This is a genomic window from Devosia sp. (genome assembly GCF_028290435.1).
Lineage (GTDB): Bacteria > Pseudomonadota > Alphaproteobacteria > Rhizobiales > Devosiaceae > Devosia.
In genome coordinates this window covers 1-21,659 of the sequence record NZ_JAQGJV010000011.1, presented here as the reverse complement: position 1 = coordinate 21,659, position 21,659 = coordinate 1, and the positions used below count along the sequence as shown (strand labels likewise).

Genomic DNA, 21,659 nt, shown 5'->3' with positions numbered 1-21,659 from the left:
CCGCCGGATCACGGTAAAAACGGGAGAGAGAAGCATGTCATACCTCAAGACTATCGCCGCGCTTGGGCTGCTGACCACGGTTTCGGTGGGCAGTGCCTTCGCGCAGGATCTCAGCATCTATTCGGATAAGACCCCCTGGAATGCCGGCATGACGGGCGTTGCGGCGGATGCCAGCACTGCCTCCGGGCAGACGATCAAATTGCAGGAAATCACGCCAACCGACAAATATCAGGCGTTCATGCAGACCTCGATCGCCGGCAATAATGTGCCGGCCTTCTTCACCTGGTGGAATGGCCAGCAGCTCAGCGATGTCGTCGCCACCGGCATTGCCGCCGACCTGACGCCCTATTGGGACAAGGCCATCGCCGATGGCGACTTCACCGCTGCCCAGCGCGATCTGGTCAGCGTCGATGGCAAGCCGTATGGCGTGCTGCTGAACGTGGCCAACTGGGTGGTGTTCTACAATACCGCTGCCTTCGAAAAAGCCGGGATCGCCGCTCCTCCCACCACCTGGGCAGAGCTGATGGCCGATGCCGACAAGCTCAAGGCGGCCGGCTACACCCCGTTCAACGCGCCCACCTCGGGCGGCTGGATGCCCTTCATCTGGTTCTCCCAGCTCGTGCTCGGCAATGATCCGGACGCCTTTGTGGGCCTGACCGACGGCTCGGTGCCCTATGACGGCCCAGCGGTGAAGAAGGCCTTCGAAATCTGGGGCGACATGTATTCCAAGGGCTACTTCACCGACCCGCGCGAACAGGACGATTCCAAGTTCTTCGCTAACGGCACCGCAGCCATGTTCCTCATCGGCGATTGGCATTCGGGCCAGTTCGCGGATCTCGGCATGAAGCCCGGCGTTGATTTCAAAACCTTCTTGATGCCATCGGTTGACCCTGCCGTGCCGCAGTCGGTCATCGTAGAAGCCTCCCCCATCGTGGTCTCCAAGGCTGCGCTCGATGCCAATCCCGATCTGGGCAAGGCCGTCCAGGCCATGATGGGGGCCGATGTGTCCAACATCCTAGGCTCGCAGTCCCAAGTCTATAACGGCAATCTCAAGGGCACCCCGCCCAACGACATCATCAAGGCCGATAACGACCTTGTTGCTGCCGCCAAGCCACGCGCGCTGGTGCGCTGGTGGGAAGCCGTGCCGTCGCAGATCCAGGGTGACCTAGTGGCCGCTATGGGCGCCTTCATGCTCGATCCAACGCCCGAAACGGCGGCGAAATCGATGAGCACGATGCAGGCCATCAACGCCGATTACTGGGCCAATAAATAAGCCTTCCAAGCCGGTCGCGCCTCACGGTGCGGCCGGCGTCCATCGCAGGAAAATCCGCCATGATCACGACGGCCTCGGCATCGCTCAGCCCCGAAGTCTTGAAGGACGCCCGCCGGCGCGAACGGCGCGTCGCATGGCGGCAGACGCGGGTTGCTTGGCTGTTCATCGCCCCGGCCGTGTTCATGGTCAGCGCATTCCTGCTGATGCCCGTAGTGTTCAACATCATCCTCAGTTTCACCAAGTGGCAGAAGTTCACCGGGCTGGACAAGTTCGCCGGCTTCGCCAATTACGCGCGCCTGTTCAACGTGCCGTATTTCTCCGAGGCGCTCAGTAATACCGCCATCTGGGTCGTCGGCGCCATGGTGCTGCCGCTGGCCTTCGGGCTCGGCTTGGCGCTGCTGCTGCGCAATATGCCGCTGCAGGAGACGTTCAAGAGCCTGTTCTTCCTGCCCAAGGTGCTGGCGCCGACCGCGGTGGGCGCCATCTGGTATTATGTCTATGCCCCCCACGGCGTGCTCAATTCCGCCGTTGCCGGCCTCACCGGCCAGCCCTTCGATGTCGGCTGGCTCTATTCGGCCCAGACCGTCACGCCCTCGGTGATTTTCACCTTCGTGTGGCAGACCGTGGGCATCACCATGGTGCTGTTGCTGCTAGGCCTCGCCGCTATCCCGCGCGATCCGATCGAAGCTGCACGGGTCGACGGCGCTTCGGGGTGGCAGATTTTCCGCCACATCATCTGGCCGCTGCTGCTGCCCACGGTGCTGGTCGTGACCATCCTCAACGTCGCCGCGGGCTTCACCACGTTCGATCTGCTCTGGGTGATGGCCGGCGATTACCCTGGCAAGCGGACGCTCTCGCTGGCGGTCTATATGTATTACGAGAGCTTCTCCAACGGCGCGTGGGCCTATGGCTCGGCGGTGGCGGTGGTGCTGGGCGCCATGGTGATCGCGGTGACGGCGGCGCTGGCGGTGCTGCAGAGCCGCGTCGAAAAGAACATCCGGTAGGGCAGGACCATGGCAGTCGACATCACCGACCAGAATTTCATCAACGGCCTGATCGAACAGGAACGCCGCGCGCAGCGGCCACGCGGGCGCTGGCTCGTCGTGCCGATCCTCGTGCTGACGATTGCCTACCTGACGCCGTTTTATTATCTCTTCGTCACCATCTTCAAGACCAGTGCAGAATATGCCCAGAAGGGCGTGCTCGAACTACCCGCCTCGCTGGCGCCGTTCGCCGACAATGTCGTCCAGGCCTGGACCATTGCCCATCTGGGGCAGGCGGGCCTCAATTCGCTGAGCTATGCCGTCATCGGCGGCGCCATTGCCGTCGCCTTCGCCGCAGCGGCCGCCTTCGGCATGACCCGCCTCAACCTGATCGGCGCCAATGGCTGGTTCATGCTGATCTTCACCGGCACGCTGTTTCCGTTCCAGATGTATCTGGTGCCGCTGCTGTTCGGCTATCAGCGGCTCGGCCTGATCAATTCCTGGCTCGGCATGCTGCTGGTCTATGTGGCGATCTGCATTCCGTTTCCGCTCTTGGTGCTGCGCAATTCGTTTTCGGGCATCACCCGCGAAGTGGACGAGGCCGCGCGCATTGAGGGGGCCAGCGAATGGCGCGTTTTCATCTCGATGATCGTCCCCAATGCCAAGGGGCCGCTGATCGCGCTATTCCTGTTGCAATTCACCTTCATCTGGAACGACCTGTTGTTCTCCTCCATCCTGGCCAATGGCATCGAAGTGCGCTCCATTATGGTGGCGCTGCAGTCTCTTCAAGGGACTTACTCGACTATCGGGCCGAACGTGGTAATTACCGCGACGCTGATCTCCAGCATTCCAACTGTCCTGCTGTTTGTCGTGCTGCGAAAGTACTTCATGGCCGGTCTGCAACTTGGCAACAAATGACCAAACCCATGCCCGTCTCCGACCATAGCGGTGATGAGACCTATGCGTTCCGGCAGAACAGCGGCTCGATCGCCTCGCAGGTCTACGACTACCTGATGCAGCGCATCCTCGACATGGAACTGGAGCCATTCCGCGAACTGTCGGAGGCCAAGCTCGCCGCCGAATTCGGCATCAGCCGCACCCCGGTGCGCGAAGCCCTGGCCCGCCTCGCTCGGCGCGGTCTCGTCGATATCCTGCCCCAGCGCGGCACGCGGGTCTCCCCGCTCAGCATCGAACTGATCGCCAAGTCGCGGTTCATTCGAGAAGCGCTAGAGCGGCCGCTGGCTCGCATGGCGGCTGAAAAGCTGACGCCCGAGATCGCGAGCCTGATGATGCGCGAAATCGCGCTGCAGCAGACCTTTGCGGGCCTCAGCGACGATCAGGCCTTCCTTGAATCGGACGATCGGTTCCATGCGCTGATCGCGCGCGCGGCGGGCTTTGAGTCGATTTGGGACGATGTGCGCGAAGCCAAGTTCCACATGGACCGGGTGCGCCGGCTGTCGCTGCTGAGCCAGCAGCACATGTACTTCATCATCGGCGAGCATCAGGACATTATCGAACGGCTCAAGGCCCACGATGTGAGCGGCGCCGATGCCAGCATGGCCCTCCACCTGGTGTCGGTGATGCGCGAACTCGACCTGATCCGCGAACGCCATCCTGAATATTTTGCCCGCGAAGGCGCCCGGCAGCGCTAGGCCTCAGGCCGGCGGGGTCCAGTCTTGCATCTGCAGCACGTTGCCGCCGAGCTTGGCAAAGGCGCGCTGGCGGCAGGAGAAGACCAAGATTTGCTGGTCCCGCGATTGGCGGTGCAGGGCGTCGAACATGCGCTCGATGCGGTCGTCGTCGGAATAGACCAGCGCGTCGTCGAGGATGACCGGAGTCGGGCGGCCGTCGCGGGCGAGCAGGCGCGCGAAAGCCAGGCGGGTCAGCACCGAGAGCTGCTCGCGCATGCCGCCGCTGAGCCGGTCGACATCCTCATCCTGCCCATTGCGGCGAACTGATTGAGGCAACAGGGTATTTTCGTCGAAGACGATGGAAATATCATCGAACAGCAGGCCAATCAGCGGCAGGAGTTCGGTGATGACGGGCTTGAGATAGAGGTCTCGGGCGGCCGAGCGGGCCGCGGCAAGGGCCTTGCGCAGGCGGTCGAGGACTGCGATTTCGGTCTCGAACAGGGCCACGCGCTGAGCGGCGGCGGCCAGGGATTCTGCGGCCTCGCGCCATGCCTCTTCCACCGCATTGTCCGAGCGGGCTTGGATGTGGCCGTTGAGATCGGCCAGTGTCACACGCAACTGGCCCATTTGCTGCTCAGCGGCATCCTGCACCGAACGGGTGCGGCTCGAGGCGGCCTCGGCACCCGCCAGATCATGGGCGGCGGCGCGCATGGGAACGGCACGGGCCTCGGTGGCGTCATGCAGTGATTTCTGGGTAACATGCTCTGTTGTCAGCGAAATTTCGAGCGACGACCGGTCGTTTTCCGGCCCTAGGACTGCTTCAAGCGCCGCCAATTCGGCCTGAAGCGCGGCGTGGGTAGTTTCAGCACTGACGACGGCCTCATCGGCCTGGCTGCGGAGCGGCTGGGTCTCGCGGGCGCTGTTGCGGGTGGCGGCGACCTGCTGGGTGGCGGCGGCGAGGCGGGTACGGGCCTGCTCGGGATCGGCCTTGAGTTCGAGGTCGCCGGCGCTGAGTGCGGTCAGCCTAGCGATCTCCTCGTGCAGGTGTGGCAGGCCCTTGGGGGCGAGGTCGGTGAGGCGCTGGCGGGCGAGGTTGAGTTCGGTGTTTTTCTCGCGCGCCGCGGCTAGCCGCTGGTGTGCGCTGGCGAGGCTATCGACGCCCAGAACAGCCAGCATGCTGGATTTCTTGTTCTCCGCTCGATCGAGTGCTTGATCGGATTGCGGTGGTCGGTTGGAGCGCAAAGCGAGCGTGCCGATGCCGGCAATGTCCAACCGCAACGAGGTGGCAAAATTGACGTCGGTTGCGTCGGGGATCGCTTCGCCGCCGATGGTGATCGACCCGGCGGCGCCGCCCGCATAATCGAGGCGCAAAGTTGGCAAGCTTGCTGCTTGAGCGGCGCGCAGACCGACAAGTTCGATTTCCAATGCCTGCAATTGGTCGACGGCCTGGTGTGGCAGTGACAGGAGGGCGAGGGCGGCTTCGCCATCCTCGACTTGTTTGCGGGCAGTTTCGGCTTGTAGCAAGCGGTGGCGCAAGTCGGTCAGGCGTTCGGCGGCGTCGCGGGCTTGCAGGGCGGCATCGAGGCGGGTGAGGACATCGCGGGCTTCGTGTTCGTCATGCTCGGCTCCCTGCACGGCGGCGATGGCTTGCTCGTTGGCGGCGATGGCGGCGGCGCGGCGTTCGTTGGCTTCGTCGCGGCGGTGTTGTGCGGTGCTCGATTGTTGGCGCAGGGCCTCGGCGCGTTGCAGCGCGGCGCGGAACTCTGCCAGCGCGCGCGCGGCGGTGTCGCGGCGGTTGGCGGCGAGGGCGGCTTCGGCCTCGGCGGCCTTGAGGGCTTCGCTATGGGACTTGGCGGCTTGCAGCGCTTTGTCGGCGGCGACGATGGCGGCGCGGCGGGCGGCGTCCTCGTCGGGGTTTTCCAGTTCCGCCAGCCGGGTAAGGGCGATGCGGCGTTTGTCGAGCGCGTCACGCAGGGTAGTGACTTCGGTGGCGAGGCGTTGCTCAAGGGCGAACCACTTGTCGCGCTCTTCAAGAGTTGCCGCGTAGCGGCCACCGGCTTTTGGGCGCAGGGTAGCGGTGACGAGGCGATAGAGTTCTTCTTCGCAGGCGGCGGCGATTTCGGCCATGCGGCGGCCGCCGGTGAGGGCCTCGACTTCGCCCTGCACGGAGGACAGGAGACTTTCGCGGACGCGTTTTTCGCTTTCCTCTTCGGTATTGCTGCGCTTGTCGATGCCGGTAATGCCTTGGCGCACCCAGAGCAGGCCGGCTGGACCGGCGGTGCCGCCGCGGATCAGGCCTGCTATGAAGGCCTCGGCTTCATCGGCCTGCGCGACCAGGCGACCGCTGGCCAGATCGGTGACGCTGGCGCGCTTGCCGCCATAATATTGCTTGGTCAGGCGAAACCGGCCCTCGTCGGTGGCGATATCGGCTTCGACCATTGGATTGCCGCCGCTATAGGGGCGCAGCAATTGCACGGCCTTGGGCGTGCCGGTATGGGGCTGGAAGAACAGCGCGTGCAGTGCCTCGAAGCAGGTCGACTTGCCATATTCATTGGCGGCGCTAAGCACGTTGACGCCATCGCTGATGCCCTCGATGGCGACGCCGCGACCGGCAAAGCGCTTGACGTTGTGGAGGCGAAGGGCGGTGAGCTTCATGGCTCGACCGCCTCCGCGTAGCTGAACAGCCGGACGAGAGCGGCGCGGGCGATGTCGCGCTCGACGGTGGAGCGAGTCGGGTCATCGCTTTCCATCAGCAAAGCCTGCGCTGCCTCGCGCAGGGCACCGGCGCGGTCGATCAGGTCGAGATCGTCGCTTTCGCAATCCATGGCCAAGTCGGTTTCATCGAGTTCGAAATGGGCGAAGTCGTGTGAGGCGGTTTCGGCTGAGGCCACGAGCGCGGTGCGTCCACCCAGTCGAGTGCGGCCGGAGGCGGCAATGCGCAACAGGGTTTGGCGGCGTAGCGGCGCGGCGGGCAGTAGGGCGTCCAGCGCCATGGCGCTGTCCTCGTCGCCCAGCAGGTGCAGGGGCATTGTGCGCCAGGCGAAGGCGGCGGTATCGACCGGTGTTATCTCCGGCAGGCTGCCCGGCCCGGCGATCGAGACCAGCAAGGCCTGTCCCGGCTTGTCATGCTTGAAGCGGTCGGGCTCGGGGGTGCCGCTATAGCGCGTGCGCTCGTTGACGGTGACCTGGCCGTGCCAGTCGCCGAGCGCCAGATAATCAAGGCCGGCACGGACGGCGCGGTTGGGCGCGATAACGTCGGAGGCGGCGGCGTCCTCGGAAAAATCCTGGATAGCGCCATGGGCGAGGCCGAGGCGAATGGTGCCGTCGGCAGTCGCTGCACTGCTCATCCACTCGGTCAGGTCGCGGCCCGGTCGCCGCGCTGTGCAGGGGGCGGGCAACACGACGACGTCGGGGGCCACGGTCACAGGCTCGGCGCGTAGGGCCAGCGTGACATTGTCCGGCACGACGCTACGCGCGGCTTCCCACAATTGGTCGGCAAGCAGGCTGTCATGATTGCCCGGCAGCACGATCCAGCGTAGCGGGGCGTGATGGCCCATTTCGGCCAAGGCCTGCCGGAGCATGGCGGGCGTCGGCGTTTCGGTATCGAAGGTGTCGCCGGCCAAGAGGATCGTGGTGGCGCCGTTGGCCCGCGCCTGTTCAGCGAGCCGTGCGATCACCCCATGGCGCGCCTCGCGCAGCCGGCCGCGCAAATCCTCTGGCAAATTGCCGAAACGCTTGCCGATATGCAGATCGGAGCTGTGGAGAAAACGAAACATGACTCCCCTTGGCCTAAACGGACTCAAGATGCAATCGCGCGTTACAATCGGCCCGATCACGACCTAACGAGCAAGCGCTATCTCCCGCTCGATACCGATATTTTCGAGGAACTTTCGGTCGTGGCTGATGACCAGCAAGGCGCCGTCATAGGCGCGGAGGCCCGCTTCGACCGCTTCGATGGCGGCGATGTCGAGATGGTTGGTGGGTTCGTCGAGGATGAGCAGTTCGGGTGGCCGCGTGCCGCCGATGGTGGCCGCCAAGCCCGCGCGGAGCATTTCGCCGCCGCTGAGGCTGGCGACGAGTTGCAGTGCCGCGTCGGCGCGGAACATGAAGCGGGCCAGCGCCGAGCGGCCGGTGTTTTCGTCTGCATCGGGATTGAGCGCGCGGAAATTGTCGCGGATGCTCAAACCGGGGTCCAGAAGACTGACGGTCTGGTCGAGCAGGGCATAGCGGCCGAGGATGCGGGCGGTGCCGGAGGTGGGCGGCAGCGCGCCGGTGAGCAGTCGCAGTAGCGTGGTTTTACCCGAGCCGTTGGGGCCGGTGATGGCAACCCGCTCGGGGCCGATCAAGGTGAAGGAGAGGTCGCGGATGATCGGGTAGTCAGGGACCGGGCCGCCAGTAAGGCTATCGCATTGCACGATGGTCTTGCCAGCGGCGAGACCAGTCGGGGCAAGCTTGACTGAAAGCGGGGCGAGGATTTCCACCTGCGAGCGTGCTTCGCTCAGCGCCTCGGTGGCTTCGCCCCGCTTGCGGCTGGCTAGGCGGGCATTGTCGCCACCGGTGTTTTCGGCATTTTCCTTGCGGGCTCCGAGCACGATTTTGGGAATGTCGCCGCGCTTGCCCTTGCGGACGCCGGCGCCGTCCTTGCGGGCCTTGCGTTCGGCGGCCTGTTGCAGCTTCTGGTCGATCTCGCCAACCTTGCGTTCGGCCACGGCCAGACCATGTTCGGCGGAGGCCAGTTCGAGCGCCTTGCGTTCGGCATAATGCGCCCAATTGCCCCCATAGGTGCGGGCGCCCAGCGTGGTCAGCTCGACGATGGCATCCATTTCGGCCAGCAGCTCGCGGTCATGGCTGACCACGATGGCACCGCCGCGCCAGTGCCGCAGCAGATCGGCGACTGCGGCGCGGCCGTCGGCGTCGAGATTGTTGGTGGGCTCATCGAGCAGGATCATGTCGGGTTGGGTGAGGATCAGCCCGGCCAGCGCCAGCCGGGTGCGTTGGCCGCCGCTGAGCGTGCCGAGGAGGCGATCGGGGGCAAGGTCGGGCAGGCCCACTTGCGTCAACGCAGCGGCGATCCGGTCGGGCAGGGTCCAGTCAGCTTCGCCGGCGTCCTCGATCGTGCCGTTGCCGGCTTCGAGGCGCACGAGGCGGTCGAGGGCTTCGGTGACGCCGAGCAGGTCGGCGAGGGTCTGATCGTCATCGACCTGCACGGACTGGCGGAGCACATCGAGGCTGCCGCTGATGGCGATGTTGCCGTCGGCGGGGGTCAACTCGCCGGCGATCAGCCTGAGCAAGGTGGATTTGCCGGTGCCGTTACGACCGATCAGGCCCGTTCGGAGCGGACCGAAGGCGAGATCGAGGCCGGTGAAAAGCGGCTGATTGTCAGGGGTGGCGTAGGACAGATGCTTGAGCGTAACCGATGCGGGCATGGGCGGATTCCAGATGGGCGATGCGGGTGAGGCAGTCGGTCATCGTGAAATCCATTGGGTACCGTCCAGTCAGTGCTGCGTGTCCGCTGAAAATAGGCCGGCAGGCTCTGATGTCAAGCGCAGGCTAGAACGACAGGTCGAGCACTTTACCTTCGAACAGGCGATCGCGAGAGCCTTCGAGGTGGGCGCGCATGGTGTCGCGGGCGGTTTCGGCATCGCCGCGGGCGACGGCTTCGTAGATGGCGTTATGCTCGTCGAACACGCGTTCCAGCTTGATGCGCGGGCCCATCAGCGACAGGCCGTGCAGGTGCATGCCGACGGCGATGTGTTGCTTCAGGGCGTCGATCGAGGCGGTGTAATAGTGGTTGTTGGCGGCCTCGGTGACGGCGCGGTGGAACTGGAAATCGGCATCGGTGCGATGCAACTGGTGGCGGGTAGCGTCGCGCAGTTCGGCCAGGGCGGCGGCGATTTTTTGCACGGCGGCATCGTCGCGGCGCTGGGCGGCGAAATAGGCCGCGAAGGGCTCGATGGTCAGGCGGAATTCATAGCAGCGCTGGATATCGGCGATGGTTTTGACCGGCGAATAGCTTAGCGCCGAGGTCGGCGTTTCCTGTACGGCCACGAAGGTGCCAGCGCCCTGGCGGGAATAGACCATGCCGGCTTCGCGCAGACGTCCGAGCGCGTCGCGCACGACGGGGCGGGAGACGCTGAGGGCGGCGGAAAGTTCGTGCTCGCCCGGCAGGCGGGAGCCGGCGGCGTAGTCACCCGACAGGATGCGTTCGCGCAATTGCTCGAAGACGCGATCGACCAGGTTGGGCTTACTGGCCTTGTCGCCATCGGCTTTGACGGTATCGGGTTGTTGCGTCATTGCCCAAGCCTTGCAGTCACTGGATACGGGTCGCCTTGCAGATGTGTCGCCTGCGGAGCAGATGCAAGCAAGCTGGCAAGCACTCCGGTATCGCCGAATCCACCGGATTTAACAACGCAACGCAGCGGACGAAGGTTTGGGCGGTTGATCCAGAACCATGGCAGGCCCGGTGCGGCCTCGCCCTGCGGCTCGACCATGGTGATGCCGAGGGCGCGCAGAATGGCCAGCGCCGTGTCGCCGCCGCCGGTGACGAGTGTGGCGGGTTGTTCGGTTGTGATCAGGGTGGAGACGCCGGAGCCGAAACGGCGCGCGACCTGTTCGGGATCGTCGGTCAGCGGGCCGGAACAGCGCAGAACCAGCGGCAGCTGGTGCCGATTGGGCGGGACGGTGCCGGCGGGGGCTTCGAGGGCGACAAGGCCGTAGTGGCGCAGGTGATCGATCTGGGCGTCGGTGATCGGATCGCGCGAGCCGAGGGCGAAGAGGGTTTGCGCATCGGGCGCGAAGGGGGCGGGGCCTTGGGCGGGATGACCGAGCAGGCGGGCGAAGGCGATGCCGAGACCACGGGCGCCGACGGCGATGGCGCCGGACCAGTCTTGGGTGGTGACGAGGGCGTCGAGATCGGCCTGGGTTGCAGCGTCGATAACCGTGGCCGGGCGGTGGTTGTGGGCGAAGAGCGCCGCGATATCGATGGGCTTTTCGACGCCGCGGCCGGTGACGCGGCCATTCTGCGTCAGGCGCTGCTGGTCCGGCACGGCGGGGGCGACGATGAGCGAGGCGCGGCCAGTTATGTCGGCAATGGCGTGGGCCTCGACGCCGGGATTACCCTTGAGGCGGGAGTCGATTTTCTTGAGGATGATGGGCGGATTGGCGGCATTGAGTGCGGTTGCGGCTTGCGCGACGCGGGCCGTGGCTTCGAGCGCTGGTAGGGCCCGGGAGGCAGTGTTGACCGCCACGATATCGGCGCCGGTCGCCAGCGCCGCGGCAATGCCGTCGAGCGTGATGGCGACCGCGACGCGGAGGCCCGCGGCAACGAAAGGCGTGGCGGTATCGAGAGCGCCGGTCAGGTCATCGGCAATGATGGCCAGCCGGAGCGTCATGCGTGCAGGCCCCCCGGCACCAGATGGCATGCCACCATATGGCCCGGCTCGATCTGCCGCCATTCTGGAATGGTCTGCGCGCAGACCTCCTGGGCGATCGGGCAGCGGGTGTGGAAGCGGCAGCCGGTCGGTGGATTGAGCGGGCTGGGCACGTCGCCTTGCAGCACCTGACGGTGCCGGGTTTTCTCCAGCACCGGATCGGCCTCGGGCACGGCCGACAGCAGTGCCTTGGTATAGGGGTGCAGCGGATTGGCGAAGAGCTGTTCGCGGGTGGCCAGCTCGGCGAGACGGCCGAGATACATGACGCCGACGCGGTCGGAGATGTGGCGGACCACAGCCAGGTCGTGGGCGATGAACAGGTAGGTCAGGCCGTATTTTTCCTGCAGGTCAAGCAGGAGATTGATGATCTGGGCCTGGATCGATACGTCGAGCGCCGAAATGGCCTCGTCGCAGACGATGAATTTTGGCTCACAGGCGAGCGCCCGCGCGATGGCGACACGCTGGCGCTGGCCGCCGCTGAGCTCATGCGGATAGCGGCCGGCAAAGCGTGGCGGCAGGCCGACATCGGTCAGGAGGCGATTGATGCGCTCGGGCAGTTCGGCCTTGGTGCACAGCTTGTGGAACAGGATGGGCTCGCCCACCGCCTCGCCGATGGTCATGCGCGGGTTAAGGGTGGAGTAGGGGTCCTGAAAGACGATCTGCAGGTCGCGGCGCAGCGGGCGCATCGCCTTGTCGTCGAAGGTGGCGATGTTTTCGCCCTTGTAGATCACCTTGCCAGAGGTGGCCTGGTGCAGGTTCAAAATGGTGAAGCCGGTGGTGGATTTCCCGCAACCGGATTCCCCGACCAGCGACAGCGTCTCGCCCTCGATGATCTCGAAATTGACGTCGTCCAAGGCATGCACGGTCGCACCACGTTCGCCGAACGCGCCGAGGCGGACGTTGAAATGCTTGACCAGGTTTTCGATTTTGAGCAGCGGTTCGCCTTGCATTATGCGGCCTCCAACTGGCGCTGGGCGACAAAGCAGGCAACGCGATGCGGGCCGGAACCGCCGAGGGGTTCAAGCGGGGGAACAGATTGGCGGCAAATGTCTTCGGCCAATTGGCAGCGCGGCGCAAAGGGGCAGCCCTGCGGGCGCCGGCCCGGCTCGGGCGGCGTGCCGCCGATCGAGCTGAGGCGGTTGGCGGCGACGTCGCTCAGTTTGGGGATCGAAGCCAGCAGGCCCCGCGTATAGGGATGGCTTGGGCGGGCGAACAGCTCCTCGACCGGCGCGTCTTCCACCACGGTGCCGGCATAGAGCACGGCGACGCGGTCGACGAGGCCGGCGATCAGGGCGAGGTCATGGGTGATCCAGACAACGGACATGCCCAGCTTGACGCGGAGTTCCTTCACCAGATCGACAATCTGGGCCTGGATGGTCACGTCGAGCGCGGTGGTGGGTTCGTCGGCGATCAGGAGTTCCGGGTCGCAGGCTAGGCCGATGGCGATCATGACGCGCTGGCGCATGCCGCCGGAGAGTTCATGCGGGAAGGCGTCGAGGCGTTCGGCGGGGCTCGGGATGCCGACGAGGCGCAGGAGTTCGGTGGCACGGATACGGGCATCCGAGCGCTTCATATTCTTGTGGTAGATCAGCGGCTCGCAGATCTGGTCGCCGATGCGCATCACCGGATTGAGCGAGGTCATTGGGTCCTGGAACACGAACCCGACCTGGCCGCCGCGCACCTTGCGCAGCTCGGATTTGGACATGGTGAGCAGGTCCCGGCCGGCGAAATTGGCGGTGCCGGACTTGACCTTGATCTTGTTGGGCAGCAGCCGCATCAGGGACAGCATGGTCAGCGATTTGCCGCAGCCACTTTCGCCCACAATGCCCAGGGTCTCGCCCTTGTTCACGTGCAGGTTGATGCCGTCCACGATGGTGGCGGGACCACGGCGGGTGTCGATCTCGATGCTGAGACCCTTGACGTCGAGCAGGCGTTCGGGGGCAGGCATGGTCATGGCGTTCATTTGCTGCCTCGCGGATTGAGGGCATCGTTGAGGCCGTCGCCGAGGAAGCTGAAGCCCACGGTGGCGAGGCCCAGCACAGCGGCAGGCGCAGCCAGCAGATGCGGATAATGCTGCCACACGCGCAGGCCATCGGAAATCATGTTGCCCCAGCTTGGCGTGGGCGGATTGACACCGACGCCGAGGAAGCTGAAGGCGCTTTCCAGCACCATGGCGGTGCCGAGGCCGGCGCTGACCGAGACGATCAAGGGGCCGACGGCATTGGGCACCACATAGCGCAGCAGGATGATGCGGGTGGTGAGGCCCAGCGCGCGGGCGGCGGTGATATAGGGGCGGCTGCGGATGGAGAGCACCTGGGCGCGGACCAGACGTGCATAGGGCGGCCAGGAAATCAGCGCCATCGAGCCGAACACCAGGATGAAGTCGACCCAGATGGTCTCGCGGAAGAACGGGTTCAGCGTGGCAAGATACTGCGCTTCCATCCAGCCGGCGAGCGGGGCCTTGAGCGAAGCGTTGATGACCACGACCAGCAGCAGGTTGGGAACCGACATGGTGACGTCGGTCAACCACATGATGATGCGATCGAACCAGCCGCCGAAAAAGCCCGCCATGGCGCCGAGCGCGACACCGATGGTCACCGCAATGGCGGTGACCACGATGGCCACCACGAAGGCGGTGCGGGTGCCATAGATGACGCGGCTGAACACGTCACGGCCCAGATCGTCGGTGCCGAACAGGTGCGCCAGCGAGGGCGAGGCGTTGCGGGCGTTGAGGTCCTGGCTGAGGAAGTCGTAGGGCGTCAGATATGGGCCGAAGGCGGCCGCGAAGGCCAGCACGACGATGACGAACAGGCCGAAGATGGCCAGCTTGTTGCGCACCAGGCGATACCAGGCATCGCGCCACAGGCTGGTCTTGGGCTCGTCGAGTTCGGCGGGAGTCATTGGGATGGTGGCCATGTCAGCGGCTCTTCATGGTGTCGGCAGCGCGCGGGTCCAGCAGCGGATAGAGCACGTCCACCAGGAGGTTCGACAGCATCACGAGGAACGAGCCGATCAGGGTAATGGCGAGAATGACGGGGTAGTCGCTGTCGGTCAGCGCCGAAACGGTCAGCCGGCCAAGGCCCGGCAGGCCGAACACCAGTTCGACGAAAATGGCGCCGTTGACGATGGTGATCATGATGAGGCCAAGTTGGGTGACGACGGGCGTCAGCACCGGGCGCAGGATGTGCTTGATGGCCACGATGGTCTCGGGCACGCCCTTGGCGCGGGCGGTGCGCACGAAATCCTCGGACAGCACCTCAATGACGGCGGCACGGGTCTGGCGCACAATCAAGGCGATCGGCTGGAACGACAGCACGATCAGCGGCAGGATGATGCGCGCATCGAAAATGCCGCCCCAGCCATAGGGCACCGGGACATTGGGGAGCAGTACCAGCAGGCCCACCATCAGGAGCGGGCCGGCCACATAAGGCGGGATGGCCCAAAGGAACAGTGCGGAGCCCAGGATGGTGTAATCGATGCGGGTATTCTGGTTGAGGGCCGCGATCATGCCGAGCGGGATGGCGACCACGGCGGTCAGCACGATGGCGCAGAGGCCCAGGCTCATCGACACCGGCGCGGCGGCGGAAATGATGGCCCAGACCGAGCGGCCCGAGCTCAGCGAATTGCCGAAATTGCCATGCGCGAGATTGAGCAGATAGCTGATGAACTGTTCGATGAACGGACGGTTGAGGCCCGCGGTTTCGCGGATGGCCTCGATACGCACCGGATCATAGGCCACGTCGCCGGGCGCGCGCAGGAAGATCAGCTTGATGGGGTCGCCCGCGCCATAGAATGCGAGCGCATAGACGCCGAGCATGACCAGGATGACGGACGGAATCCAGAGCAGGAAACGTGACGCTATATAGCGCAGCATGGCGGCCTCCCGCAGTGAGAATGTCCCGCCCTGCACCAAAATGCAGGGCGGGCGAGAGCAAGTTTAGGCTTAGCTGATGGAAATGTCCCAAGGGGCAACGACTTGCCAATCGAGGTTCTTTTCCATGCCGGCGACGTTGGCATTGGCCCAACGCGACATGGTCTGCGAATACCACGGGATGAACATGTAGTCGTCGTGGAACAGCTTCTGTGCGTCCTGCGCCTTGGTCACGCGTGCCGGATCATTGGCAGGCAGGGCCGAAGCTTCGGCGAGCAGGGCGTCGATCGCGTCGTTCTTGTAATTACCGAGCTTGCCCTGGGCATTGCCCGAGGTCGAAGCGATGGAGCCCAGCAGATAGCTGGCCGCATCGGGAACACGGGTGCCGACGTCGTCACGGAAGATCTGCACGGCGTTCTGGTCGGGTCCAGCATAGGCGTCCTGCTGTGGCTTCATATCCACGGCTGTGATGCCGAGGTTCTGGCGCCACTGTTCGGCGATGAACTGCGCGGCCGCTTCGATAGCCGGGCCGGAAATACCGACGAACAGCAGCTTGGGCAGGCGCTCGGGGCCACCATAGGTGGATTCGGCGAGCAGCTTCTTGGCGGCTTCCGGATCGTAGGGGAAGGGCACGAAACCAGAGTCTTCAGCGCCAGGGACGGAGTTGAGAATCTGGTCGGCCTTGACGTGCGGACCATCGGGGAACGAGGCCTTGAACAGGTCGTCGCGATTGACGGCCATGATCAGTGCCTGGCGCACCTTGGGATCGTCCATCGGCGCACGGCTGGCATTGAACCAGAAATGCTGGCTGGTGGGGATCAGCGGACCATCGGCAAATTCCTTGCCGAGATCGGCCACGATGGTGGAGGTCACCAATTCGGTATGGGCGTTGAATTCGCCCGACTTCAGCAACTGCGTCGCAGTCACGTTGTCTTCCACCGAGGTGATCTCGATGCGGCTCAGCTTCGGCTTGGCGAGGAAGAAGTTCTCGTTGACCTCGAACACCAGCTTGCCGGCATCCAGATCGATCGAGGTGGGCTTGAACGGGCCGGAGACGACGACGCCGTTCTGCGGCATGTACCAGTCCTGCACCTCGGCGCCATCGGCGCCGCGCGCCTGGGCAACCTTGACGATGGGCGCGATATGGTTGGCGACGCGCATGAAGAAGATCGGATCGGCTTCGGCCAGCTTGACGACCACGGTGGTGGCGTCGGGCGCGGTGATGCCGGAGATTTCAGTGCCGGTGCCGCCGGTGACGTCGGTATAGCCGACGACGCCGCCGAGAACCTGGGAGATACGCTGGTTCTTGGAAGCCGGCATGGCCGACAGTTCCCAAGAGCCCTTGATGTCGGCCGCGGTGATCGGGCTGCCATCAGAGAATTTCGCATCCGGGTTGACCATGAAGGTCCACTCGGTGTTGTCGGCATTGGGGTTCCAGGCGACGCAGATATAGGGGTGGATTTCGCCGGCCTGGTCAAAATACATCGGCGCGGCATGCCATGCCGAATTCCAGCGGTAGGGCGGGCCACCGCCACGCAGGGGCGACCAATCCTGATCGAATGCCGGATGCGCGACCTTGAGCACTTGCTCGCCCTGGGCCATGACGATCTGCGCATTCATGCCAACCAGCGCCACGCCGATGGCGGTGCCCAGGCTATATTTGAGCACGTCGCGACGCGACATGCCCGCGCCGACGCTGGCGCCAGTATCTTTTTGAGACATCCCTGTCCTCCCTTGTAGCTCGATCATGGTTCCTCCTCCGGGCTTGCAGGCAGGCAAACTGGAGCGCCGTGACGATGGCGGACATTTGCTCCGGATTGTAAAGATGTCAACATAATTTCGATGAGGATTCAGCGGTGAAATTGCCAATGCATAGAAAAATCCAGCATATTCAGCGTATTATAGACATTTCTGGCTATTGATGGTGACGCTTGTCGCAAATGGCAACTTGACAAGTTTGCGCGATTTGGGGAGTTGTCAGGTCAGCGGTAGACACAAGGAGGCGCCAGTGAGCACGGACCTGAATGGCAAACGATGCCTGATCATCGGGGCAAGCTCGGGAATCGGCGCAGCGGTCGCGCGGCGGTTCGGCGAACTCGGCGTGCGGCTGGTGATCGTGTGCAACGAGAATCGGGCCGGTGCCGATGCGGTAGCCGACGAAGTACGGCAGGGCGGCGGATTGATCGACGTGTTGCAGGCCGACGTGGCTGATCCCAAGATTGCCGCGCAGGTGATCGACGATGCCGTCGAACTGCTCGGCGGGCTGGATATCCTGATCAACAATGCGGGCGCCATGTTTGGCCGCACCGCCATTGCGGACGCCACCGACGAGCAATATGCCAAGGTGATCGAACTTAATATCGGGGGCGTGTTCTTCGCCTCGCGCCGGGCGGCGGCGATCATGCAGGCGCAGGGCCATGGCGCCATCATCAACACCACCTCGATCGCGGCGCGCACTGGCGGCGGCGGCGGGGCAGGGCTTTATGGCTCGGCCAAGGGCTTTGTCAGCACCATCACGCGCGTGCTGGCCAAGGAATTGGCGCTATCGGGCGTGCGCGTCAACGGCGTGGCGCCGGGGGTGATTACCACGCCATTCCACGAGCGCGCCTCGACAGCGGCGCAGCTCGAAGAGTCGCGAAAAGGCATTCCGATGGGCCGGCTGGGTACGCCTGAAGATTGCGTTGGTGCCTATGAGTTTCTCGCCAGCGCGGCGATGAGCGGCTACATCACCGGTCAGATTATTGAAGTCAACGGCGGACAATTGATGCCATGAGCGAGATCAGCAAGACAGTCGGCATCACCATGGGCGACCCCGCGGGCGTGGGTCCCGAAATCATCGCCAAGGCGCTGGCCGAAATGCCGGTGGAGCAGCGCCTGCTGACCCGCGTTTATGGCGATATCGATATGATGCGCGCGGCCGCCGGCTTCGTGGGTGCGGACATTCGGTTCAGCGAAGAGCGCAATCCCACCGACGGCGCGATCAGCGTCGATCATTCGCCGACCCCGGGCGGCATTGAAATCGGCAAGCTCGATCCACGGGCGGGCGATGCGTCGTTCCGTTATATCGCCAGTGCGGTGAAAAGCTCGCAGAGCAACGAGATCGGCTGCATCGTCACGGCGCCGATCAACAAGGAAGCGCTGAACTCCGCCGGACACCATTATGACGGCCATACCGGCATGTTGGCGGCGCTGACTGGGTCGCGCTCCTCGTTCATGCTGCTGGCGGATACGCGCATGTCGGTCATCCATGTGTCGACGCATGTGTCGCTCAAGGACGCGATCGGGCGGGCGACGACGGCCCGTGTGCTAGAGACGATCCGGGCCGGTTACAATCACTTCCGCCGCATCGGCGTTGAGAACCCCCGCATTGCGGTGGCCGGCATCAATCCGCATTGCGGCGAACATGGCCTGTTCGGCACCGAGGACGAGGACAATATCGCCCCGGCGGTGGAACTGGCGCGGGCAGAGGGCATCAATGCCATGGGCCCGATCTCCCCCGATACCGTGTTTTACCGCTGCTATTCGGGCGTGTTCGACCTCGTCGTGGCGCAATATCACGACCAGGGCCATATCCCCATGAAGCTGGTCGGCTTCGATACCACCGTCAACGTCTCGCTCGGCCTGCCGATCGATCGCACCTCGGTCGATCATGGCACCGCCTTCGACATTGCCGGCACCGGCAAGGCCAACCACGTCAACATGAACGCCGCCATCGCCTATGCGCGCAAGCTAGCGGGTACGCCGAGGATCACTATTCAGGAAGCCGCCCAATGAGCCAGTTTGCCATCACCGGCGTCTATAGCGCCGCCGCGACCCCGCTGAACGCCGATTACTCTCCCGATCTTGGGCTGTTCGCCGCGCACTGCAAACACCTGATCGCGGACGGTTGCCACGGTATCGCGCTGCTGGGGACCACTGGCGAGGCCAATTCGTTCTCGATTGGCGAGCGCAAGACGATCCTCGAAAGCGCGCTGAAATCCGGCCTCACCGCCGATCAGTTGATGCCTGGCACCGGGCTAGCATCGGTGCCCGATACGATCGAGTTGACGCGCCATGCGCTGTCGCTGGGCGTGACCAAGGTCGTCATGCTGCCGCCGTTCTATTATAAGGGTGTCACCGATGAGGGCTTGTTCGCGGCCTATGCGCAGATCATCGAGGGCGTGAAGGACGATCGGCTCAAGGTCATCCTCTATCACATTCCCCAGATGTCCGGCGTGCCGCTGACGCTCGGGCTGATCGAGAAGCTGATCAAGGCGTTCCCGAACACCATCGTCGGTATCAAGGATTCGGCGGGGCAGTTCGACAATATGCAGGCCATGGTCTCGGCGTTCCCGGGGTTTTCAGTGCTGGCGGGGGCCGATCCGCTGCTGTTGCCGCTGATCAAGGCCGGCGGGGCTGGGTGCATCACCGCGACGTCGAATCTGGTGGCGCGGTCGCTGCGCACCGTGTTCGAGCATTGCGCCGATGCCAGCAAGGCCGCCGAAGTCGAAACCGCACAGGCCCGCATCATGGCCTATCGCACGCTGTCGAACGACTACACCCAGATCCCGGCGATCAAGGCCATGGTCGGCCTGCAGTCGAAAATCCCGAGCTGGTCGCGCGTCCGCGCGCCGATGCTGGCGCTGGACGAAGCCAAGCTGGCCGATCTCGCTGCCAAGTTCGCCGCGCTTGAGGCGATCCATGGCTGAGGCCCTGCTGCCCGAGCAGATCGCAGCGCTGATGGATGGCGTGGTGCGGCCGGTCGATGCCGATCGCGCCGACGCCTTCTTGCCCTGCGCCACGGTGCAGAACCATGCGGCCAATCTGGCCTATCTGCCCGATGGCACGCTGACCTGCGTCTGGTTCGGCGGCACCATGGAGGGCATGGGCGATATCTCGGTCTACCTGTCGCGCCTCGCGCCGGGCAGCGACACCTGGTCGGCGGCCGAACAGCTTTCGGACGATGCCGCCAAATCCGAACAGAACCCGCTGCTGTTCGTGGCGCCCGATGGCAAGGTATGGCTGCTCTATACCTCGCAGACCTCGGGCAACCAGGATGGCTCGGTGGTCAAGCGCCGCATCTCCGTCGATGGCGGCAAGACCTTCGGCCCGGTCGATACGCTGTGCGACGTGCCCGGCACCTTCGTGCGCCAGCCGATCATCATCAACAAGCGCGGCGAGTGGCTGCTGCCGCTGTTCCGCTGCATCAAGATTGCGGGCCAGCGCTGGACCGGCGATGCCGACTTCGCCTCGGTGCTGATCAGCGCCAATGGCGGCGCCAGCTGGAGCATGCACGACGTGCCCGACAGCATCGGCGCGGTGCACATGAATATCGTGCCGCTGGCGGGTGGCGAAATGGCGGCTTTCTATCGCCATCGCTTTGCCGAATACGTGCTGCGCAGCGTCTCGCTCGATGGCGGGCGGAACTGGTCGGCGCCGCTGCCGACCAATCTGCCCAACAACAATTCCTCGGTGCAGGCGGTCAAGCTGCGCTCCGGCGGGATCGCCATCGTCTACAATCACTCCAGCGCCGCCACCTCATCGGACCGCCGCCTTTCGCTTTACGACGAGATCGACGGCGAGGAGCCGGAGGCCGCGCCTCTTGCCTCGGCCTCGACCGAGCGCAAGGCCATCTGGGGCGTCCCCCGCGCGCCGCTGAGCCTGGCCTTCTCCAGCGATGACGGCATGACCTTTACCGATCGCCTGGATCTGGAAACCGGCGACGGCTACTGCCTGACCAACAATTCCAAGGACGGCCTGAACCGCGAATTCTCCTACCCGTCGATCATCGAGGGACCGGACGGCACGCTGCACATCGCGTTCACCTATTTCCGTCGCGCCATCAGATATGTGCGTCTGGCGCCGTAGACGATGTCGTCTCGCGCTCCGTTGGAGCGGCATTAACGCCAAGTCTTGAGAGCGGCCCCGCAAGGGCCGCTCTTGGTTTATGCTGGGGTCAATGCCAACCCGTCCAGGTGTATCGTGAGCGTCTCCGCTGCCGGCCCCGACCGACCCCTGTCCGCCAGCGCACGCCGCCACAATGCGGTGTCGCTGCTGTTCCTGATGTGCGCGGCATTCGCCTTCTGCCTGCGGTTCTTCGTGTCGCCGCAAGTGCTGGACCTGGTGGTCGATTACTCCATCGATGCCGGCTCGTTCTACGAAAAGCTGCATTTCGGTACCTATGCGGTGCTCTTGCTGCTGCCCCTGGTGCTGTTCACAAGGCCCTTCGTGCTGGCCGGCGACGATATCGGCAAGTTCAAGGCGCTCTTGCGCTTTTGCGGCCTGCTGCTGCTGTTGGTCGTCTATCTGTTTGCGTTCGGCCACAGCGGCTCGTCGGTCTTTGTCGTCGATACCTACATAGCGGCGGGCGCGGCCGGTCTGATCATGCTGGCACTCAATCCCAGCGTGCGGCGGGCGCTGGGTGACCTGACGCTGATCATGCTGATCCTGAGCGCAGTGATTGGCCTCGTCGAGGAAATTACCCATCATCGC

General features: G+C 64.4%; 18 protein-coding genes and 1 pseudogene. 9 read left to right on the top strand and 10 right to left on the bottom strand.

Going from position 1 to position 21,659, the window contains the following annotated elements:
* Nucleotides 1-34 precede the first annotated feature (34 nt).
* Genes JWP26_RS03400 through JWP26_RS03385 form a run of 4 tightly spaced genes read left to right on the top strand, consistent with a single transcriptional unit; the run spans nt 35 to nt 3,908 of the window.
* On the top strand, nt 35-1,273 hold the full coding sequence (locus JWP26_RS03400) for an extracellular solute-binding protein (protein WP_299723485.1): 1,239 nt from the start codon (nt 35-37) through the stop codon (nt 1,271-1,273).
* Nucleotides 1,274-1,332: 59 nt separating this feature from the next.
* Complete coding sequence (locus tag JWP26_RS03395) at nt 1,333-2,277, top strand: carbohydrate ABC transporter permease (RefSeq protein ID WP_299723482.1); 945 nt, start codon at nt 1,333-1,335, stop codon at nt 2,275-2,277.
* Between the two features lie 9 nt (nt 2,278-2,286).
* Nucleotides 2,287-3,174, top strand: coding sequence for a carbohydrate ABC transporter permease (locus JWP26_RS03390; RefSeq protein ID WP_299723479.1), 888 nt, complete (start codon nt 2,287-2,289; stop codon nt 3,172-3,174).
* Between the two features lie 8 nt (nt 3,175-3,182).
* Nucleotides 3,183-3,908 (top strand): GntR family transcriptional regulator, encoded by a 726-nt coding sequence (locus tag JWP26_RS03385; RefSeq protein ID WP_299723476.1) that lies wholly within the window; start codon nt 3,183-3,185, stop codon nt 3,906-3,908.
* 3 nt (nt 3,909-3,911) lie between these two features.
* Here JWP26_RS03385 and JWP26_RS03380 read toward each other — a convergent pair whose 3' ends face one another.
* The 10 genes from JWP26_RS03380 to JWP26_RS03335 form a co-directional block, all read right to left on the bottom strand.
* Nucleotides 3,912-6,542: an AAA family ATPase gene (locus tag JWP26_RS03380; protein WP_299723473.1), complete on the bottom strand. Its 2,631-nt coding sequence runs from the start codon at nt 6,540-6,542 to the stop codon at nt 3,912-3,914.
* Nucleotides 6,539-7,663 (bottom strand): DNA repair exonuclease, encoded by a 1,125-nt coding sequence (locus tag JWP26_RS03375; protein ID WP_299723470.1) that lies wholly within the window; start codon nt 7,661-7,663, stop codon nt 6,539-6,541. Before JWP26_RS03375 ends, JWP26_RS03380 begins: the two co-directional genes overlap by 4 nt.
* 63 nt (nt 7,664-7,726) lie before the next feature.
* On the bottom strand, nt 7,727-9,313 hold the full coding sequence (locus tag JWP26_RS03370) for an ABC-F family ATP-binding cassette domain-containing protein (RefSeq protein WP_299723467.1): 1,587 nt from the start codon (nt 9,311-9,313) through the stop codon (nt 7,727-7,729).
* Nucleotides 9,314-9,437: 124 nt separating this feature from the next.
* Nucleotides 9,438-10,181 carry a FadR/GntR family transcriptional regulator gene (locus JWP26_RS03365; protein ID WP_299723464.1) on the bottom strand — a complete coding sequence of 248 codons (744 nt, stop codon included), beginning with the start codon at nt 10,179-10,181 and terminating at the stop codon, nt 9,438-9,440.
* On the bottom strand, nt 10,178-11,278 hold the full coding sequence (locus tag JWP26_RS03360; protein WP_299723461.1) for a four-carbon acid sugar kinase family protein: 1,101 nt from the start codon (nt 11,276-11,278) through the stop codon (nt 10,178-10,180). Before JWP26_RS03360 ends, JWP26_RS03365 begins: the two co-directional genes overlap by 4 nt.
* Nucleotides 11,275-12,267: an ABC transporter ATP-binding protein gene (locus JWP26_RS03355; protein WP_299723456.1), complete on the bottom strand. Its 993-nt coding sequence runs from the start codon at nt 12,265-12,267 to the stop codon at nt 11,275-11,277. Before JWP26_RS03355 ends, JWP26_RS03360 begins: the two co-directional genes overlap by 4 nt.
* Nucleotides 12,267-13,271 (bottom strand): ABC transporter ATP-binding protein, encoded by a 1,005-nt coding sequence (locus tag JWP26_RS03350; RefSeq protein WP_299723532.1) that lies wholly within the window; start codon nt 13,269-13,271, stop codon nt 12,267-12,269. Before JWP26_RS03350 ends, JWP26_RS03355 begins: the two co-directional genes overlap by 1 nt.
* Before the next feature lie 5 nt (nt 13,272-13,276).
* Nucleotides 13,277-14,233, bottom strand: a complete 957-nt coding sequence (locus JWP26_RS03345) for an ABC transporter permease (RefSeq protein WP_299723453.1) — start codon at nt 14,231-14,233, stop codon at nt 13,277-13,279.
* Between the two features lies 1 nt (nt 14,234).
* Complete coding sequence (locus JWP26_RS03340) at nt 14,235-15,191, bottom strand: ABC transporter permease (RefSeq protein WP_299723450.1); 957 nt, start codon at nt 15,189-15,191, stop codon at nt 14,235-14,237.
* Nucleotides 15,192-15,260: 69 nt separating this feature from the next.
* Nucleotides 15,261-16,910, bottom strand: a complete 1,650-nt coding sequence (locus JWP26_RS03335; protein ID WP_299723447.1) for an ABC transporter substrate-binding protein — start codon at nt 16,908-16,910, stop codon at nt 15,261-15,263.
* Between the two features lie 286 nt (nt 16,911-17,196).
* Here JWP26_RS03335 and JWP26_RS03330 point away from each other — a divergent pair, with 286 nt between their 5' ends.
* The 5 genes and pseudogenes from JWP26_RS03330 to JWP26_RS03310 form a co-directional block, all read left to right on the top strand.
* Nucleotides 17,197-17,961 carry an SDR family NAD(P)-dependent oxidoreductase gene (locus JWP26_RS03330; protein WP_299723444.1) on the top strand — a complete coding sequence of 255 codons (765 nt, stop codon included), beginning with the start codon at nt 17,197-17,199 and terminating at the stop codon, nt 17,959-17,961.
* Nucleotides 17,962-17,966: 5 nt separating this feature from the next.
* The gene (pdxA, locus tag JWP26_RS03325) at nt 17,967-18,962 is read left to right on the top strand and encodes a 4-hydroxythreonine-4-phosphate dehydrogenase PdxA (protein ID WP_299723531.1); all 996 of its coding nucleotides are present in this window, start codon (nt 17,967-17,969) and stop codon (nt 18,960-18,962) included.
* On the top strand, nt 18,959-19,876 hold the full coding sequence (locus JWP26_RS03320; RefSeq protein ID WP_299723441.1) for a dihydrodipicolinate synthase family protein: 918 nt from the start codon (nt 18,959-18,961) through the stop codon (nt 19,874-19,876). Before pdxA ends, JWP26_RS03320 begins: the two co-directional genes overlap by 4 nt.
* Nucleotides 19,869-21,035 (top strand): exo-alpha-sialidase, encoded by a 1,167-nt coding sequence (locus JWP26_RS03315; RefSeq protein WP_299723438.1) that lies wholly within the window; start codon nt 19,869-19,871, stop codon nt 21,033-21,035. The genes JWP26_RS03320 and JWP26_RS03315 overlap by 8 nt, the downstream gene beginning before the upstream one ends.
* Before the next feature lie 114 nt (nt 21,036-21,149).
* Nucleotides 21,150-21,659: pseudogene (locus JWP26_RS03310) on the top strand (hypothetical protein); the annotation flags it as partial.

What these genes read in the sequence shown, in the direction of transcription:
- JWP26_RS03360 (WP_299723461.1), bottom strand. Translation starts at nt 11,278, where the DNA reads ATGACGCTCCGGCTGGCCATCATTGCCGATGACCTGACCGGCGCTCTC.
- JWP26_RS03365 (WP_299723464.1), bottom strand. Translation starts at nt 10,181, where the DNA reads ATGACGCAACAACCCGATACCGTCAAAGCCGATGGCGACAAGGCCAGT.
- JWP26_RS03320 (WP_299723441.1), top strand. Translation starts at nt 18,959, where the DNA reads ATGAGCCAGTTTGCCATCACCGGCGTCTATAGCGCCGCCGCGACCCCG.
- JWP26_RS03355 (WP_299723456.1), bottom strand. Translation starts at nt 12,267, where the DNA reads ATGCAAGGCGAACCGCTGCTCAAAATCGAAAACCTGGTCAAGCATTTC.
- JWP26_RS03350 (WP_299723532.1), bottom strand. Translation starts at nt 13,271, where the DNA reads ATGACCATGCCTGCCCCCGAACGCCTGCTCGACGTCAAGGGTCTCAGC.
- JWP26_RS03385 (WP_299723476.1), top strand. Translation starts at nt 3,183, where the DNA reads ATGCCCGTCTCCGACCATAGCGGTGATGAGACCTATGCGTTCCGGCAG.
- JWP26_RS03400 (WP_299723485.1), top strand. Translation starts at nt 35, where the DNA reads ATGTCATACCTCAAGACTATCGCCGCGCTTGGGCTGCTGACCACGGTT.
- JWP26_RS03390 (WP_299723479.1), top strand. Translation starts at nt 2,287, where the DNA reads ATGGCAGTCGACATCACCGACCAGAATTTCATCAACGGCCTGATCGAA.
- JWP26_RS03395 (WP_299723482.1), top strand. Translation starts at nt 1,333, where the DNA reads ATGATCACGACGGCCTCGGCATCGCTCAGCCCCGAAGTCTTGAAGGAC.
- JWP26_RS03335 (WP_299723447.1), bottom strand. Translation starts at nt 16,910, where the DNA reads ATGTCTCAAAAAGATACTGGCGCCAGCGTCGGCGCGGGCATGTCGCGT.
- JWP26_RS03380 (WP_299723473.1), bottom strand. Translation starts at nt 6,542, where the DNA reads ATGAAGCTCACCGCCCTTCGCCTCCACAACGTCAAGCGCTTTGCCGGT.
- JWP26_RS03315 (WP_299723438.1), top strand. Translation starts at nt 19,869, where the DNA reads ATGGCTGAGGCCCTGCTGCCCGAGCAGATCGCAGCGCTGATGGATGGC.
- JWP26_RS03340 (WP_299723450.1), bottom strand. Translation starts at nt 15,191, where the DNA reads ATGCTGCGCTATATAGCGTCACGTTTCCTGCTCTGGATTCCGTCCGTC.
- JWP26_RS03345 (WP_299723453.1), bottom strand. Translation starts at nt 14,233, where the DNA reads ATGGCCACCATCCCAATGACTCCCGCCGAACTCGACGAGCCCAAGACC.
- JWP26_RS03370 (WP_299723467.1), bottom strand. Translation starts at nt 9,313, where the DNA reads ATGCCCGCATCGGTTACGCTCAAGCATCTGTCCTACGCCACCCCTGAC.
- JWP26_RS03375 (WP_299723470.1), bottom strand. Translation starts at nt 7,663, where the DNA reads ATGTTTCGTTTTCTCCACAGCTCCGATCTGCATATCGGCAAGCGTTTC.